14 protein-coding genes and 1 pseudogene are annotated in these 15,871 nt (G+C 39.0%); 8 read left to right on the top strand and 7 right to left on the bottom strand.

Going from position 1 to position 15,871, the window contains the following annotated elements; all coding sequences use genetic code 11:
• Positions 1 to 41: 41 nt before the first annotated feature.
• Positions 42 to 911: a protease HtpX gene (gene htpX / locus A6B41_RS02545; protein ID WP_027075079.1), complete on the bottom strand. Its 870-nt coding sequence runs from the start codon at positions 909 to 911 to the stop codon at positions 42 to 44.
• A gap of 87 nt (positions 912 to 998) precedes the next feature.
• Positions 999 to 2,081, bottom strand: a complete 1,083-nt coding sequence (dinB, locus tag A6B41_RS02540) for a DNA polymerase IV (protein ID WP_027075078.1) — start codon at positions 2,079 to 2,081, stop codon at positions 999 to 1,001.
• 121 nt (positions 2,082 to 2,202) lie between these two features.
• On the opposite strand from dinB, the gene A6B41_RS02535 reads away from it, so the two are divergent.
• Positions 2,203 to 3,114, top strand: a complete 912-nt coding sequence (locus A6B41_RS02535) for a LysO family transporter (protein ID WP_027075077.1) — start codon at positions 2,203 to 2,205, stop codon at positions 3,112 to 3,114.
• Between the two features lie 78 nt (positions 3,115 to 3,192).
• On the opposite strand, the gene A6B41_RS02530 is transcribed toward A6B41_RS02535, so the two are convergent.
• Entirely contained in the window at positions 3,193 to 4,020 is an 828-nt protein-coding gene (locus A6B41_RS02530; RefSeq protein WP_032847629.1) for a KilA-N domain-containing protein, read from the bottom strand.
• Between the two features lie 279 nt (positions 4,021 to 4,299).
• Between A6B41_RS02530 and aspS the strand changes: the two genes are divergently transcribed.
• On the top strand, positions 4,300 to 6,075 hold the full coding sequence (gene aspS, locus A6B41_RS02525) for an aspartate--tRNA ligase (RefSeq protein WP_027075075.1): 1,776 nt from the start codon (positions 4,300 to 4,302) through the stop codon (positions 6,073 to 6,075).
• 67 nt (positions 6,076 to 6,142) lie between these two features.
• On the top strand, positions 6,143 to 6,535 hold the full coding sequence (locus A6B41_RS02520; RefSeq protein ID WP_027075074.1) for a hypothetical protein: 393 nt from the start codon (positions 6,143 to 6,145) through the stop codon (positions 6,533 to 6,535).
• A 68-nt stretch (positions 6,536 to 6,603) separates the two neighbouring features.
• Here A6B41_RS02520 and A6B41_RS02515 read toward each other — a convergent pair whose 3' ends face one another.
• Positions 6,604 to 7,449 (bottom strand): DUF72 domain-containing protein, encoded by an 846-nt coding sequence (locus tag A6B41_RS02515; RefSeq protein WP_027075073.1) that lies wholly within the window; start codon positions 7,447 to 7,449, stop codon positions 6,604 to 6,606.
• A gap of 101 nt (positions 7,450 to 7,550) precedes the next feature.
• On the opposite strand from A6B41_RS02515, the gene A6B41_RS02510 reads away from it, so the two are divergent.
• The 3 genes from A6B41_RS02510 (at position 7,551) to A6B41_RS02500 (ending at position 11,417) form a co-directional block, all read left to right on the top strand.
• Positions 7,551 to 8,426, top strand: coding sequence for a DMT family transporter (locus A6B41_RS02510; RefSeq protein WP_027075072.1), 876 nt, complete (start codon positions 7,551 to 7,553; stop codon positions 8,424 to 8,426).
• A 115-nt stretch (positions 8,427 to 8,541) separates the two neighbouring features.
• A complete protein-coding gene (locus A6B41_RS02505) occupies positions 8,542 to 9,378 on the top strand; it encodes a ChaN family lipoprotein (RefSeq protein WP_027075071.1) in 837 nt (278 codons plus the stop codon).
• A gap of 8 nt (positions 9,379 to 9,386) precedes the next feature.
• Positions 9,387 to 11,417 (top strand): TonB-dependent receptor domain-containing protein, encoded by a 2,031-nt coding sequence (locus tag A6B41_RS02500; RefSeq protein ID WP_250646011.1) that lies wholly within the window; start codon positions 9,387 to 9,389, stop codon positions 11,415 to 11,417.
• Between the two features lie 280 nt (positions 11,418 to 11,697).
• On the opposite strand, the gene A6B41_RS02495 is transcribed toward A6B41_RS02500, so the two are convergent.
• The 3 genes and pseudogenes from A6B41_RS02495 to A6B41_RS02485 form a co-directional block, all read right to left on the bottom strand.
• A complete protein-coding gene (locus tag A6B41_RS02495) occupies positions 11,698 to 12,495 on the bottom strand; it encodes an ABC transporter ATP-binding protein (RefSeq protein WP_027075070.1) in 798 nt (265 codons plus the stop codon).
• A pseudogene (locus A6B41_RS02490) lies at positions 12,492 to 13,411 on the bottom strand (FecCD family ABC transporter permease). Before A6B41_RS02490 ends, A6B41_RS02495 begins: the two are co-directional and overlap by 4 nt.
• 80 nt (positions 13,412 to 13,491) lie before the next feature.
• On the bottom strand, positions 13,492 to 14,352 hold the full coding sequence (locus A6B41_RS02485; protein ID WP_237052489.1) for a heme/hemin ABC transporter substrate-binding protein: 861 nt from the start codon (positions 14,350 to 14,352) through the stop codon (positions 13,492 to 13,494).
• A gap of 289 nt (positions 14,353 to 14,641) precedes the next feature.
• Here A6B41_RS02485 and nudB point away from each other — a divergent pair, with 289 nt between their 5' ends.
• Both nudB and A6B41_RS02475 read left to right on the top strand, forming a co-directional pair.
• Positions 14,642 to 15,085: a dihydroneopterin triphosphate diphosphatase gene (gene nudB, locus A6B41_RS02480; RefSeq protein ID WP_027075067.1), complete on the top strand. Its 444-nt coding sequence runs from the start codon at positions 14,642 to 14,644 to the stop codon at positions 15,083 to 15,085.
• Between the two features lie 10 nt (positions 15,086 to 15,095).
• Positions 15,096 to 15,836, top strand: a complete 741-nt coding sequence (locus tag A6B41_RS02475) for a YebC/PmpR family DNA-binding transcriptional regulator (protein WP_027075066.1) — start codon at positions 15,096 to 15,098, stop codon at positions 15,834 to 15,836.
• Positions 15,837 to 15,871 lie beyond the last annotated feature (35 nt).

The following is a 15,871-nucleotide window of genomic DNA, read 5'->3' as shown; positions in this document are numbered from 1 at the left end:
GCAAAATTTTTACAAAATCAAACCGCCTGTGAGCTTATAAATTATAGATTTCTTAACGCTTCAATACGTTTTTCAAGTGGTGGATGGCTCATAAAAAGTTCTTTACCACGAACACCGTTAATCATAAAGGCAGCTAAAGACCCTTGCATTTCCTGCGGTTCATGAACGCGTTGTAAACGTTGTAATGCGGCAATCATTTTTTCTTTACCCACTAATTGAGCTGATCCGGCATCAGCACGGAATTCACGCTGACGAGAGAACCACATTGCAATCATTGTCGCTAATACACCGAATACCATCTGTAACACAATATCTACCACCCAGAAGACTAATGTATTCGTGCTTGAGTTACCATTACTGTCACGAGTAGTTGCCGCTGCAGTTGAAATTATGCGAGCCAAGAAAATCACAAAGGTATTTAACACGCCTTGTAATAAGGTCATTGTTACCATATCGCCATTGGCAATGTGAGCCACTTCATGTGCAACAACTGCTTCTGCTTCATCTTTCGTCATTGAATTAAGTAAACCTGTACTTACGGCTACTAACGAATTGCTCTTTGTTGCCCCGGTTGCAAATGCATTAACATCTGCAGAGTGATAAATCGCAATATCCGGCATCGGAATATTCGCTTGCTGAGATTGACGCTGAACAGTATTAAATAACCATTGCTCAGCTTCATTACGCGGCTGTTGAATCACTTCTGCTCCCACCGAACGTAATGCCATTGATTTTGACATAAACAGAGAAATTAATGATCCCGCAAAACCAAATACTAGAGAAAGTACTAAAATCCCGGCAACACTCTGCCCTTGAATGCCGGTCACATTAAAAATAATATTTAACACGATCCCTAAAACAAAGGTAATCGCTAAGTTAGTTAATAAAAATAGAATGACACGTTTTGCCATAATGTTGTAAATCTCCAAAAATAACAAATGCACAATCGCCTAGACTATAATGGTGTTTTCATCAGTAAATTCAAGTAATAATTTACATTATTCCCACAAATTTAACTGATTATTTACTTTTTTCTCAGGAAAGTGAACACTTAGACCTACTAACCGAATCTTTCGTTCATTCCGCCTACTAAAAATTTGGTGTAACAATTTCAAAAACCGCTCATAACTTAACCCTTCTGTCGTTCTCTCTAGAGTAGTTTGGCTGAAATCATCAAATTTTAATTTAATACCTAGTTTTTTAAAATCGGTTAAAGGAATGTCACCCCAATTTCGCTGAATGCGAAACAGCAATTTTTCAAATAAATCTTCAATGATTTTTTCTGCCACTTCAATCTGCCAAATATCTTCCAACAAAGTATTTTCAACAGCAAGCGACTTTCTCGGGCGATTAGTTTCAATTACTCTCTCATCAATACCGTGGCTAAAATCCCAAAGCCGTTGCCCAAATTTACCGAATTCACGATAAATCATAGCTTGCTCAGCTTGTTGAATATCGCCACAGGTTTCCAGCCCTAATTTTTTTAGCTTTTCATTTGTTACTTTCCCCACCCCGGGGATTTTTGCAAGCGGTAGATTTTTCACAAAATTTTGCACTTCATCAGGTGCAATGACAAACTGCCCGTTTGGCTTATTCTGGTCTGAAGCAATTTTAGCTAAAAATTTAAGCGGTGCTACACCGGCTGAAGCAGTTAAACGTAGTTCTCTCCAAATATCATCGCGAATGGCTTTAGCAATCCAAGTAGCCGAGCCCGAATAAAGTTCGCAATCGCTCACATCTAAATAGGCTTCATCAAGGGAAAGGGCTTCGATAATATCTGTATAGCGGTGAAAAATTTGGTGAATTTGAGCGGAAACCGCTTTATACAACGGCATATTGACCGGTAATAAAATTAAATTAGGGCATTTTTTCAAAGCGGTTGCGGTTGCCATCGCACTGTGTAAGCCAAATTTTCGGGCTTCATAATTGCAAGTTGTCAGCACACCACGTTGATTTGCACTGCCGCCCACCGCCACCGGCTTGCCGAGCAAAGACGGATCTTCTCGCATTTCCACCGCAGCATAAAAACAATCCATATCAATATGGATAATTTTCCGCTGACTTTTGCTTTGATTCGACATTTGCAAAATTCCCCAACAATCACACCGCTTGCAATAAAATAACTGTATATAAAAACAGTTTTATTTTATGCCCTTATTGTTAAAATTTCAAGATTAAATCAATATTAAAAAAGGATAAAAAATGCTCTACGGTTTAGCCATTGTGCTAATTCCCCTTTTTCTTGGTTATCTAATCACCGTTAAAAACCACCGCTATATGGCGATTGTCAATAAAGTCGTGAACATCTGCCTTTACCTGATTTTGTTGGTGATGGGGATTTCGCTCGGGCAAATTGACAACATCTTAACCGAGTTGCCACAAATCGGCGGAATGGCGTTTAGTTTAGTTGCTATTTTGCTTCTCTCAAACATTGCAGGTTTAGTGATTTACGACAGATTACAACCAATGAAAAGAGAGCAAATCAGCCAAGACGAACTCCCTTCTCGTCTGCATTTACTCATTGATTCCTTTAAATTAATCGGCGTAACCTTATTAGGCGGCATTATTGGCTATTACACTAAAGGCTCTGTGAATTTCCCTCTGCACGCCAGCACTTATGTGTTAGAAGTGATGATTTTCGGGGTGGGTATTCAGCTTCGCAATAGCGGTATTCCATTGCGAGAAGTATTCTTTAACAAACGGGGCATTTACACTTCAATTGTGATGATTGCAAGCTCGCTAATTGGTGGCATAATTGCCTCATTTTTACTCAATATTTCACTTGCTAAAGGCTTAACCTTTGCTTCTGCTTTCGGTTGGTATTCCCTTTCAAGTGTGCTGGTGAACGATGCTTGGGGTCCGATTTACGGCAGTATTGCTTTTTTTAATGATATTTCTCGTGAAATTTTATGCCTGTTTTTAGTGCCGCTCTTTATGCGACAATTCCCTTCAACCGCAGTTGGCATTGGCGGAGCAACCTCTCTTGACTGTATGCTCCCAATTATTCAAAAATCAGGCGGTATTCAAATTGTGCCACTTGCCATTAGTTTTGGGTTTATTGTGAATTTAGCCGCTCCGTTATTGTTGGCGATTTTTATTGGTTTGGAAGGCTGATTTATAGGAATTCCCCCACCATTGACTAAAGCTAACAAAATGTGAGCAAACTCGTGGCGGGAGAATTAAATTCGATGATTATTTGACCTTTACCAAGCCGCCTAAATTTAAGTTTTCCAATGCCAAGAACTGACTACGGGCTAGGTTGCGAAGTTCGATCATTCTTTCCTCTTGCGGTATGCCTTTTTCAATCAGCACCGCATTATAACTTTCCATATTGGCTAAAATCAGCAATTCATTTAATCCGGCTTCATCACGCATATTGCCTTTCTGTTTTGGGTTGGCTTCCCGCCACTGTTTTGCGGTTTGCCCGAACAGAGCAACATTCAGTAAATCTGCTTCGCTGGCATATTTAAAACGTAACTGTGCCGGGGTCAAATCAGCAAGCAAGTGCGTTTTCACAGCATCTGTATGAATTTTATAATTGATTTTGGCGATTTCCCGATTCAGATTCCATTGCTGCGAAAAACGGGAATTTTCATCGTTTTTCAGCCGTTTATAATCCTGAATAATGTAGAGTTTAAACTCAGCAGAAATCCAAGAGGCAAATTCTAAAGCAATATCTGAGTGAGCAAATGTGCCACCATATCTGCCTGATTTGGAAACAATACCAATGGCATTAGTTGTTGTTATCCATTTCTGAGGTGTCATAAGGAAACGATTAAGCCCAGCCTCACTTTTAAAGGTGTCGAATTGCACACGGTTAAAATCAGGATTATTTAATGTTTCCCATAAACCAATAAATTCTAAAGTATTACGATTACGTAACCAATTTTGTATCACAAATCGAGGATCTTCTGTATTTTTATAACGAGCGATATCCGTCAGGCTAATGTAATCGTTTTGATAATCTGTAGTGTAGATACCGATTTCAACACCACTGGCACGAATCAGATCTTTTTTCATTGCAGTCCCTAAAAACAACTGTTTAAATTTACAGGTATTCTAAACTGATAATTTCTACTATTGCAAGGTTCAAAAACAATTTTTTCGAGCCAGATCGCAAAAAATAATAAAAAATTAAATATCAAAGACAAGCGGTCAATTTTTCAGGAAATTTTGCAAAATTTCTGCGAAAAATAACCGCTTGCGTGCTTTTACTATCCATTTCCCCTCAAATTTCCGCTATAATCCCTAAGTTTTCTCCGATATTCGGAACCTAATTTTAGAAAAGGAAAAATTTTTATGATGCGTTCTCATTATTGCGGCAACTTAAACCGCTCGCACGTTGGACAAGCTGTTACCCTAAGTGGTTGGGTACACCGTGTTCGTAACCTTGGTCGTTTTATTTTTATGCAAATTCGTGACCGTGAAGGCATTGTTCAGGTGTTTTTTGATGAAAAAGATGAAGTGCTGTTCAAACAAGCCTCAGCCCTGCGTTCAGAAGCTTGCGTACAGATTCAAGGTGAAGTGATTGCTCGTGATGAATCGCAAATTAATCGCGATATGGCAACGGGCGAAATCGAAGTATTGGTGAAAAATTTAGTGGTATATAACAATGCTGAAGTATTACCGCTGGACTTCAACCAAAACAATACCGAAGAACAGCGTTTAAAATACCGTTATTTGGATTTACGCCGTCCGGAAATGGCGGAAAAATTGAAAACCCGTGCCAAAATCACCAGCTTTGTTCGCCGCTTTATGGACGAGCATGGTTTCTTAGATATCGAAACCCCAATGCTAACCAAAGCTACTCCTGAAGGTGCGAGAGATTACTTAGTGCCAAGCCGTGTGCATAAAGGCAAATTCTATGCGCTACCGCAATCACCACAGCTTTTCAAACAGCTTTTAATGATGTCGGGCTTTGACCGTTATTACCAAATCGTGAAATGTTTCCGTGACGAAGATTTGCGTGCAGACCGCCAGCCGGAATTTACCCAAATCGATGTGGAAACTTCGTTCCTTACCGCAGAAGAAGTGCGTGCGTTAATGGAAAAAATGGTTCACGGCTTATGGCAAGAAACCTTAGGCGTGGATTTAGGCAAATTCCCAATGATGACTTGGAGTGAGGCAATGCAACGTTTCGGCTCAGACAAGCCGGATTTACGTAACCCACTTGAAATGGTCGATGTTGCCGATATTCTAAAAGAGGTGGATTTCAAAGTTTTCAGCGGTCCGGCAAACGATCCGAAAGGGCGAGTGGTCGCATTGCGTGTGCCAAACGGTGCAGCCTTAACCCGCAAAAACATTGACGAATACACCCAATTTGTTGGTATTTACGGTGCCAAAGGTTTAGCTTGGGCGAAAATCAATGACGTAAATGCCGGCTTAGAAGGCATTCAAAGCCCTGTGGCAAAATTCTTAAATGAAGAGGTGTTAAAAGCACTCTATGTTCGTTTAAATGTACAAAATGAAGATATTATTTTCTTTGGTGCAGATAACTGGCACGTTGCAACCAATGCAATTGGTGCATTACGCTTAAAAGTGGGTAACGATTTAGGCTTAACTGATACTTCTGCGTGGAAACCGCTTTGGGTCGTTGACTTCCCAATGTTCGAGCGTGATGATGAAGGCAATCTTTCTGCAATGCACCACCCATTCACTTCACCAAAAGATTTATCGCCGGAAGAATTGGTGAAAGATCCGGAAAATGCGGTGGCAAACGCTTACGATATGGTCATCAACGGCTACGAAGTAGGCGGCGGCTCTGTGCGTATTTTCAACCCACAAATGCAACAAACCGTGTTCAGCATTTTAGGCATTAGCGAAGACGAGCAACAAGAGAAATTCGGTTTCTTATTAGATGCGTTAAAATTCGGCACACCGCCACACGCAGGCTTGGCATTCGGCTTAGATCGCTTAACTATGCTAATTACCGGCACCGATAATATCCGCGATGTTATCGCCTTCCCGAAAACCACCGCAGCCGCGTGTTTGATGACCGAAGCTCCTAGCTTTGCAAATCCGAAAGCATTGGATGAGTTGGCAATTGCGGTGAAAGCGGTCGAAAAAGCAGAATAATTTGCAAAATGAAATGCGGTCTGATGATCGCATTTGTTATTTATAATCTTTAATCAGAGGGATTTTTATGGTTCGCCCATTATCTGTCAGTGTAATCAGTTGGTACACTATTATTTCTAGCTCATTAGCGATTTTTTCAATAGTAGCACAAATGATTGCCAACTTAATACCTGATAATTTCATTACGACACTGCCTATTATTTTTGGTACTCTTTTTCTAAATATATTAAGTGCTATCTTAATGTTAAAAGGATATAGAGCTGGGAGAATTTTATATACTCTATTAGCATTAACAACAGTCTATTCAGCATTCCAAAGTAAAGATAATACAATGGCACTACTAGGTGTATTAGGTGGAATGATATTAGCAATTATTTTTTTAGTTTTTCTATATAGAGAAAATGCAGATCAATTTTTCTTACGCAAAAAACTAAAACAATCTGCTCAGCCAAAAGGATAATGTGAAACTTAAATAAATCTATTCTCAATAATGGCACAAGCATCCACGCTTATACTACTTTTCCTAAATCAAAACAAACTCTGCTGCCCTAACAAATGTTCTGGCACAGGTTTAATTTGAAATCCTATCTCCGCCAAAAAGCCTTTTAGTATTTGGATATTATAAAACGCGTGGCTTTTGGTGGTGTTTTCAAAATAGAGGTAGAGTTTGTCAAATTCTGCTGTCTTTTGCACAAGCAACTCTGCCAAGCCTTTTAATTCCTCGTCTGAATAACGGTAATCGTGGCGTTCGGCGGCACTTTGCCCTTTCCACCAATTTGGGTTTCTGCCGTGTAATCTCAAATAGGCGGTACGTTGATTAGCGAAAAAATGAAATGCCGGCAAGCCGATATTTTGCGGATAATCCACATTGCACCAAATCAAATCCGGGCTTTTGGCAAAGGTGTCAAACACCGTTGGAATATGCCAGCTTGGATGACGGAATTCAATCGCCAGCGGATAATCGCCAAACAATTGGCATAATTCGGCAAGGTAACGGCGGTTAAGCGGTGTACGTTCAAATTGCATCGGGAATTGCACAAATAAATTTGCCAATAACCCCTGATCACTCAGTGGTGTGAGAGCATTCAGAAAAGCCTCCGCTTGTCCTTGAGTCGCCGTACGGTTATGGCTGAAGTCTTGATGTAACTTCACCGAAAAATTCAACCTACCAGCGGCTTTTTCCACCATTCCCTCAAAGGCTTTTAAGCCAATTGGGGCGTGGAAAGTGCTGTTGATTTCAAGGGTGTCATAATGCTGGCTATAGATCGCTAAAAAATCTTCTTTCTTGGTACCGTAAGGGTAAAGCGTGCCGATTAAGTCGGTGTCGGCATAGCCGCCGGTGCCGATATAAATTTGGGGAAAGTTTTTATTCATATTGTTTCAAAATTTTTTTGCAAATTTTAGTCATTTTTAGACCGCTTGCAAACTATTAATAAAGGAGTAAGATTTACTCTCTTTTCTTGTTAGGAATCACTATGTGGATTTGGTTTACCCTGCTTGCCGCTATAGCTCAAGCCGGTCGAAATGCGTTTCAAAAACAGTTAAGCCTAAATGTGCCGGTGCTGGGGGTAACACTTGCCCGTTTTTTCTATGCCGTGCCTTTGGCAAGCGGTTATTTGGCGTTTTTGTATTGGCACGATAAATCACTGACTTTACCGAATTTCCCTCCGCTCTTTTTTGTGTATGTGGTCGGTGCAGGCTTGGCTCAAATTTGGGCGACCTCATTAATGGTGCAGCTTTTTCATCTAAAAAATTATGCGATTGGTGTTAGCTTAGCCAAAAGTGAGGCGGTATGGGCGGCATTACTTGGTGTTATATTTTTCGGTGTAACCATCAGTAGCGTTGGTTGGCTCGGCGTGGTACTCGGTGGGGTCGCAATCTTTTTAATGACAGGGAGCGGCAATTTACGCCAACTTTCGTGGAAAACACTTTTCCTCGGTATTGCCAGTGGTTTATGTTTTGCCCTCACTTCACTTTGGGTGCGAGAAGCAAGCTTGCAACTTAACAGCCATTTTTTGATTTCGGCAGCATGGGTCTTGTTTTCTGTCATCAGCTTTGAAGCGGTATTATTGGTTGGTTATTTAGCTATTTTCCAGCCTGACACTTTAAAGAAATTTTTCCGCTTCCCAAAACTTGGTATCCTCACAAGCCTGTTCTCTTTTCTCGGCTCTTTTGGTTGGTTTAATGCAATGAACCTCAACCACGTTGCTTTTGTGAAAACTCTCGGGCAAATTGAGATCTTCTTTATTTTAGGCATTTCCTATTTCGTGTTTAAAGAGCGACTTAAAATTCAAGATTTTGTGGGGCTGATTTTAGTCGTAGTTGCGGCAATTTTGGTGGTGCTAGGCTAATGAAATCTCAACATCAGTATTCTTATCGAATCAACCAAATATTTTAGTGGAAAATTATTGATTTTTCTTCCTTCATACAACACAATGAAAATAATTCTCATTAATTAATTTTGTTATGTTATCTCGTATTCTCTCTTGTTTAACTAGCCTATGTCTGGCTTTTTTTATTTTAGGCTGCTCGTCTTCATATAAACCTTTAATCCCTAAAGAGGCGGCTTCTATCGGTCAAATTATTGATTTAAAAACAAATCAGCCAATTTCTGTCAATGATTTATTATCTCGGCTTTCCACTCAGGATTATATTTTGATTGGGGAAGAACACGATAATCAGCTTCATCATCAAATCGAATTATATTTATTCAATCAGCTCACTCAAAAAACTAGGGTGCATTTACTGGCTTTAGAAATGTTAAATGTTGAGCAGCAACCTTTTATTAATGATATCCAATTCAATTGCCGTTTTTCTTTGTCTGATTCTGAATTAAGAAAGGCAATTAGATGGAAAAACTGGGATTGGGTAATGTATAGAGACTTAATTGTTGAAAGTTTGCAATCGAAAAGCCACCTGATTGCGACTAATTTAACAGATAGAGAGGTTGAAATTTTATTACAAGGAGCATTGCCATTAAGCGGTACGTTTTCAACCTATAATGAGGTTAAACAAAAAATTGCTCAACTAGTATCTTCAATCAATCACCACTCACCTTCTTCAATTGAAAATATGGTCGCTGTGCAGCAATTTCGTGATCGTAGAATGGCAGAACAATTAATAAAAAATGCGTTATTTACGAGCATACTTATTGCGGGTAATCATCATGTGAATAAAGAATTCGGTGTACCGTTACATATTGCAGAATATGATAAAACGAAAAAAGTCGCAGTGTTAATGCTAAAAACAAGGAAAGAAGATATGACTTCTTCACAAGCAGATTATCTTTGGTTAACAAAATAAGGAAAATTATGAAATTAAATATCATTACACGTGTTTTACTGCCATTTTTGAGCGTTGGACTATTACATAATGTATCAGCAGCGGAAGAAAAAGAGATTGCTGAGCTTGATACAGTAACCATTTATGGCAACCTGGAAAATCCAAATTTTGGAAATTTTACCAAGGCAGGATCGGAGAGTTCTCGCGCAATGAATGTAAATGCGATGCAAAGTTTGGATAGCATTGTTCGTTCAGTTGCTGGCGGTTATACCCAAATTGACCCGGGTCAAGGCGGCGTGAGTGTGAATATTCGCAGCATGACAGGGCTTGGTCGTGTAAATACAACGATTGATGGTGTGCCACAAACTCAACTTGGTACATCAGCAAATGGTGGCGGCAAATTCCATGCAGATGGTAATGGGCCAATGAGCCAATTTAGCACACTTATCGATCAAAATTTCTTAACTCGAGTAGATATCTCCAAAGGGAACCCCGCCGGAGCAGCAGGTTTGAATGCATTAGCCGGTAGTGCAAATTTTAAAACCATTGATGTAGAAGATATTTTATTAGATAAAAACAAAGTCGGTATTTTAAGCCGCTTTAATTACGGCAATAACGATCTAGGTAGAAACGGGATGATCGCCTTAGCAGGTAAAACAAGCGTGTTAGAAACCGGCTCACTTGGCAGCTTATTGGCCTTTAGTAAAAGCAGTATTAGCCAAAATTATCGTCGTGGTAACGGCACAATGGCAACAGACTCCGCCTATATGCAAGGACTAAAAAATCATCCTGAATCTTATATGGGAAAAATTGCGTTTAAGCCAAACGCAGATATAGAGTTCAAACTATCAGGCCGCCAATATAAAAATAGTTTAGTTGGACGAAACATTAATAGCTCCACTTATTCTTTAGAGTCAAGCTACCGCCCTCTATCAGATTGGATTGATATAAAACTGCTAACCGCAATGACTAAAACCAACCAAGATTTCCATGATGATGCGAAGTTATGGACATTAGAAGATGCCTCAACCAAAAACAAAATGTGGATGTTGGATTTAAATAACACCAGCCGTTTTGAAATAGGTAAATTAGCCACATCATTTACCTATGGTCTGAACCTTTTGCATAATAAATATTCTCGTTTTCTACCGAAAAATGTCAATGATGATGGTGCAGTCAGAAATGCAGCATTTGGTCCCGAAGGCACTCAGAATATCAATTCACTTTATTTAGATTCTGAATTTAAATATGGTATTGCAACATTAAATGCAGGCATTCACTACTCGCGTTATCAATTAAAAGGGCACAAACCAAAATGCGATGCTGATGATATGGATTATTGCTTCCCTTCTTTTGCATTTGATGTGAATAAAAAACACAGCGCTGTTAATCCATCTGCAACCTTATCATTTGAACTAACAGATTGGCTGCAGCCTTTTGTAAGTTATAGAGAAAGCTCTCGCTCGGCGAATGTGCAAGAAATGTTTAACACCAGCCGCAATGGCTTGAGTGTAAATCCGTTTTTGAAACCGGAAAAGGCAAAAACTTATGAGGTTGGTTTTAATATCCATAAAGATAACTTACTGTTAAACAATGATCTTCTAGGTTTAAAAGTAGTGTACTTTAATTCACATATTAAAGACTACCTTTATAACTTATCACTTTATGGCTGTGGTCCAACCGTATGTAGAAATGTGAATGATTCTACCGATACAACCCATTTCCAAATTTATCTGAATCATCATGAAAAAGTGAAAAACCGAGGTTGGGAAGTAGAGCTAGCTTATGATTCCGATTACTTATTTGTGAATGGAAGTTATACCCGTACAGAAAGTACAGCACCAACTTCAAAAGGAGCAACTATTCTTTACGGATTTGGAGTAGAAGCTTATACTCAGCTGCCAAAAGATTATGCTACGCTGGAGTTAGGAACCAAATTGCTTGATAAAAAGTTAACCTTATCCGGCACCTTTAAATATACAGGTAAAGCAAAACGTGTCGGTATTGATTTAGATGAAGATGGTAATATTATTCACGAAGATTTCCGAATATTCCTGTAATTGTTGATTTATACGCTAACTATAAAGTAAATAAGCATTTAACATTAAAGGCAGGTGTACAAAACTTAATGAATCGAAATTATCTTGACGCACTAAATGCCTATAATTCTTCTCCTTCGGAAGATTATGATTACGATACAAATACCTATCGCTTTACCAACAGTGCAAGGGGAAGAACTTACACTTTAGGAGCAGAAGTACGTTTCTAATGTAAAAAATACAATAAAAATGGCCGCTTGTTTGATCATATTAAGCGGTCATTTTGTTTCCTTGATTGCAATTATTCTGATTTAGGAGAAAGATAATACTGCTCAGTGTAAGAGCAATATCGACATCCCATTTTCATTTGATAAAGCTCGTCTAATAATGAACTTTCTGCAATTTCCTTAGCAGCTCCTTCAGCAAATTTCTCACCATTTTTCAGCATTAAAATACGATCAGACTGATTAATCGCAAGTGCCGGATCATGCAGAATCGCAATAATGGTTAAACCCTGCTGTTTGAGATTTTGTAACAAAGCAAAAAGCTGATACTGATGGTGAATATCCAAATGGTTAGTCGGCTCATCAAGCAATAGCCATTTGCCTGTTAAATCAGCATTAGGTTCAGGCAATAATTGAGCCAACACACGAGAAATATGCGCTCGATGTTGCTCTCCTCCAGAAAGTTGCGTACTACTTCTGTCTTGCAGTTCAGTTAAAGACATCGCCTCTATCGCCCAAGCGGTCATATTTTCATTAAATTTTGCAAATTCACTATTGCGATAAGGTTCTCTACCAAGCTGAACGAGTTCTTTTACTTTAAGCGGGAAAGCAATTTGACTTTGTTGGCTTAATATTGCCCGTTTTTGTGCAAGTAAATTACCACTTAAATTTTTCAGACTTTTATTTTGATAAAATACTGCACTGTTTGCATATGCATTGCCACTTAAGGCTTTGAGTAAGGTTGTTTTACCTGCCCCATTCGGTCCAAGAATAGTGGTGAATTTAGCTTGCTCAAAAATAGCACTTGGAAGGTGTAATAACTTTTTTTGTTGGTGATACACGCTTAAATTTTGGCAGGTTAATAAATTCGTCATGATAAATATTTCCCACTTTTCCAGACCATTACAGCTAAGAATGGAGCCCCAAATAAAGCCGTAAAAATGCCAATCGGAATTTCTGCCGGTGCAGCTAAAGTTCTTGCTAGCGTATCTGCCAGCATGAGTAACATTGCCCCTAAAATCAAACTGTTAGGCAATAAATAACGATGGTTACTCCCCCCATTAACCGCATTAAATGTGGAATAACTAAACCAATAAAACCGATAGTTCCAACACAAGCTACACTTACGCCCGTTAATAGAGCAGCATAAAACACTAAACGTCGTTTAACCTTAGCGATCTCAAAACCGATATATTGCGCATCTTCTTCGCCTAACATTAAAGCATTTAAGGCTCGATGCTCACGCCAAATGAGCGGGCTACAAATGATGACCGCAGTTGCTATCATTGCAACCATTTGCCAGCTCATTCCTGCAAGCGATCCCATCCCCCAAAAAGTCAAACTACGTAGCTGAGCATCATCAGCAATATAAATTAGTACACCTGTTAAGGCTCCGGTAAAGGCGGCTAAGGCAATACCTATTAATAACATAATAGCGATATGTAACTGTCCGTTACGTTGTGAAAGTAGATAAAGCATAAAAGTAACCAGCCAGCCACCTAGAAAGGCAGCTATAGGCAAAGCATAAGCATTGAAAGATTCAGGTAGTAATGGTTGAATAATGACAATATATAAGGCCGCAGCCAAAGCAGCACCGGAAGAAACGCCAATGATGCCAGGATCAACTAAAGGATTGCGAAACAACCCCTGCATTGTGGCACCACTAATCGCAAGAGCCGCACCAATAAACAAAGCTCCAAGCAAACGTGGAAGACGAATCTGCCATAAAATGTAGGCAGAACTTTCACAATCAACAGAGGTACAGTACCAAGCTGATAAAGGTAATGGCATTGCCCCAAGGTGGATACAAACCACTAAACTGATAATGAGGGTAAAAATTAAGGTTAAATGCAGTTTCAAGGCTTATCCACTTATTTTAAACAAGGTTGAATGGTGGTTAAAATTTGGTGCGCATAATTCGCAGTATAAGGCCCAAAGCCTAATGCATCTAAAATATTAATTGCAAAAATACAGCCTTTTTTGCCCGCTTGCGTATTGGATAACTGAGCATATTGTGGGTGGTTTTTCGCCAATTTTACTATCGTAGCAGAATCTTTTGCCTCATTTCGAGAAGCTAATAAAATTACAGTTGCATTACTACTTGCTAAGGACTCTGTAGATAATGGTTTATTCCCCTCTGTTTGAAAATTATTCGTAAGATTAATTAACCGTAAAAAATGATCACCAACACTATTTTTACCCAAAGCGAAAATCCCTTGGGAAGCAGTATCAATGAGTATTAATGCATTTTTATCTGTGGCATGCTGAGTACGAAATTCGACTAGTTTTTTTTCATCAGCCAAAATTTTCTCAATTAAAGTTTTAGATTCAGATTCTGCTCCAATCGCTTTAGCAATTTGCTCAATATCATCCCGAATACCTTCTAAACTTTGTGTATCAACTAAAGTCAGTAATCTAACACCACTGGCTTTAATTTGTTCAACCACAGCTTGTGGGCCAGCATCTGGAGCAAGAATAACGAGATCTGGTTGTAATGAGAGAATCCCTTCTGCAGAAAGTTGGCGGCGATAACCGATTTTTGGTTTTTTATCCATAATATCCTGAGGCTTAACAGATGTGGTATCTACTCCAACTAAATTATCAGCTTTTCCTAATCTGGCTACAATTTCAGAGGCATAGCCTGCGGTAGAGACAATTTTATCCGCTGCTTTTACAGTATTTATGTTTAAGTATAAAACGATTGTGATTAAAGAAAGAAAAAAAGATTTCATTTTAAATTCCATTTGATTTCATCAATCTTTAAATAATAATTATTATTATTTTGTTTTTCAATTAAAATGATACGATTGGTATTAACAATTCTCTTAAAACAACCTCATACTTTTCGAAACCACTCTAAACAGCATGCATCCCAATAGCCATCCGGCGAAACTGTAAATTTGAAAATGTGTGCCTCCTTGGCTCATTATCAAGATAAAATAAAAAAGATTAGTATTAACAGAGTAAGATTATAGGTTTTGAGGTATTATTACTTCATTCTTATTTAGAAAATTGGAAGTGATGCAATATAAAAACCCTAACAGCATTCTCGTGATTATTTATGCAAAAAACACAAACCGGGTATTAATGTTACAACGCAAGGACGATCCCGATTTTTGGCAATCGGTAACAGGATCTATCGGCATTGGCGAGCAACCTATTGATGCTGCATACCGTGAAGTATTTGAAGAAACCGGTTTGCAAATTTCTACACAAAAACAACCGCTTGTTGATTGTAATCAACAGATAGAATTTGAAATTTTCCCGCATTTTCGGTATAAATACGCACCTAATATTACACATTGTGTCGAACATTGGTTCTTACTGCCACTTGAAAGCGAGCAAGAGCCAATTTTAAGCGAACATTTAGCCTATCGCTGGGTGTCTGTTGATGAAGCTATTAATATGACGAAATCACCAAACAATGCACAAGCGATAAAGCAATATTTAACAACATTACAATAAGGACAAAAGAATGGCAGGCCATAGTAAGTGGGCAAATATTAAACACCGCAAAGCAGCTCAAGATGCTCAACGCGGTAAAATTTTTACCAAACTCATTCGTGAATTAGTAACCGCAGCTAAATTAGGTGGCGGAGATGTCAGTGCAAACCCTCGTTTGCGTTCAGCAGTGGATAAAGCGCTATCCAGCAACATGACTCGAGACACTATCAACCGTGCAATTGAGCGTGGTGTAGGTGGTGGTGATGACACCAATATGGAAACCAAAATCTATGAAGGTTATGGCCCGGGCGGCACCGCAGTTATGGTGGAATGTTTAAGCGATAATGCAAACCGCACTATCTCACAAGTTCGCCCAAGCTTTACCAAATGCGGCGGTAACTTAGGCACTGAAGGCTCTGTAGGTTATTTATTCAGCAAAAAAGGCTTAATTTTAATCGCATCAGGCGATGAAGATGCGTTAACTGAAGCCGCAATTGAAGCCGGTGCTGATGACATTCAAGCGCAAGAAGACGGCTCCTTTGAAATCTACACTGCTTGGGAAGATTTAGGCGATGTACGTGATGGTATTGAGCAAGCCGGCTTTAAAATTGAGTCTGCAGAAGTAACAATGATTCCATCAACCACCGTTGAACTTGATGCAGAAACCGCACCAAAATTACTTGATTTAATTAATCGTCTTGAAGATTGTGATGATGTACAAAATGTTTATCACAATGGTGAAATCAGTGATGAAGTAGCTGCTCTTCTTTAAAAAGTTTGCAATTCTTTTAAAGAAAATGAACTTTT

It is taken from the genome of Mannheimia granulomatis (assembly GCF_013377255.1).
Classification (GTDB): domain Bacteria; phylum Pseudomonadota; class Gammaproteobacteria; order Enterobacterales; family Pasteurellaceae; genus Mannheimia; species Mannheimia granulomatis.
This window is presented reverse-complemented; position numbering and strand designations above follow the sequence as displayed.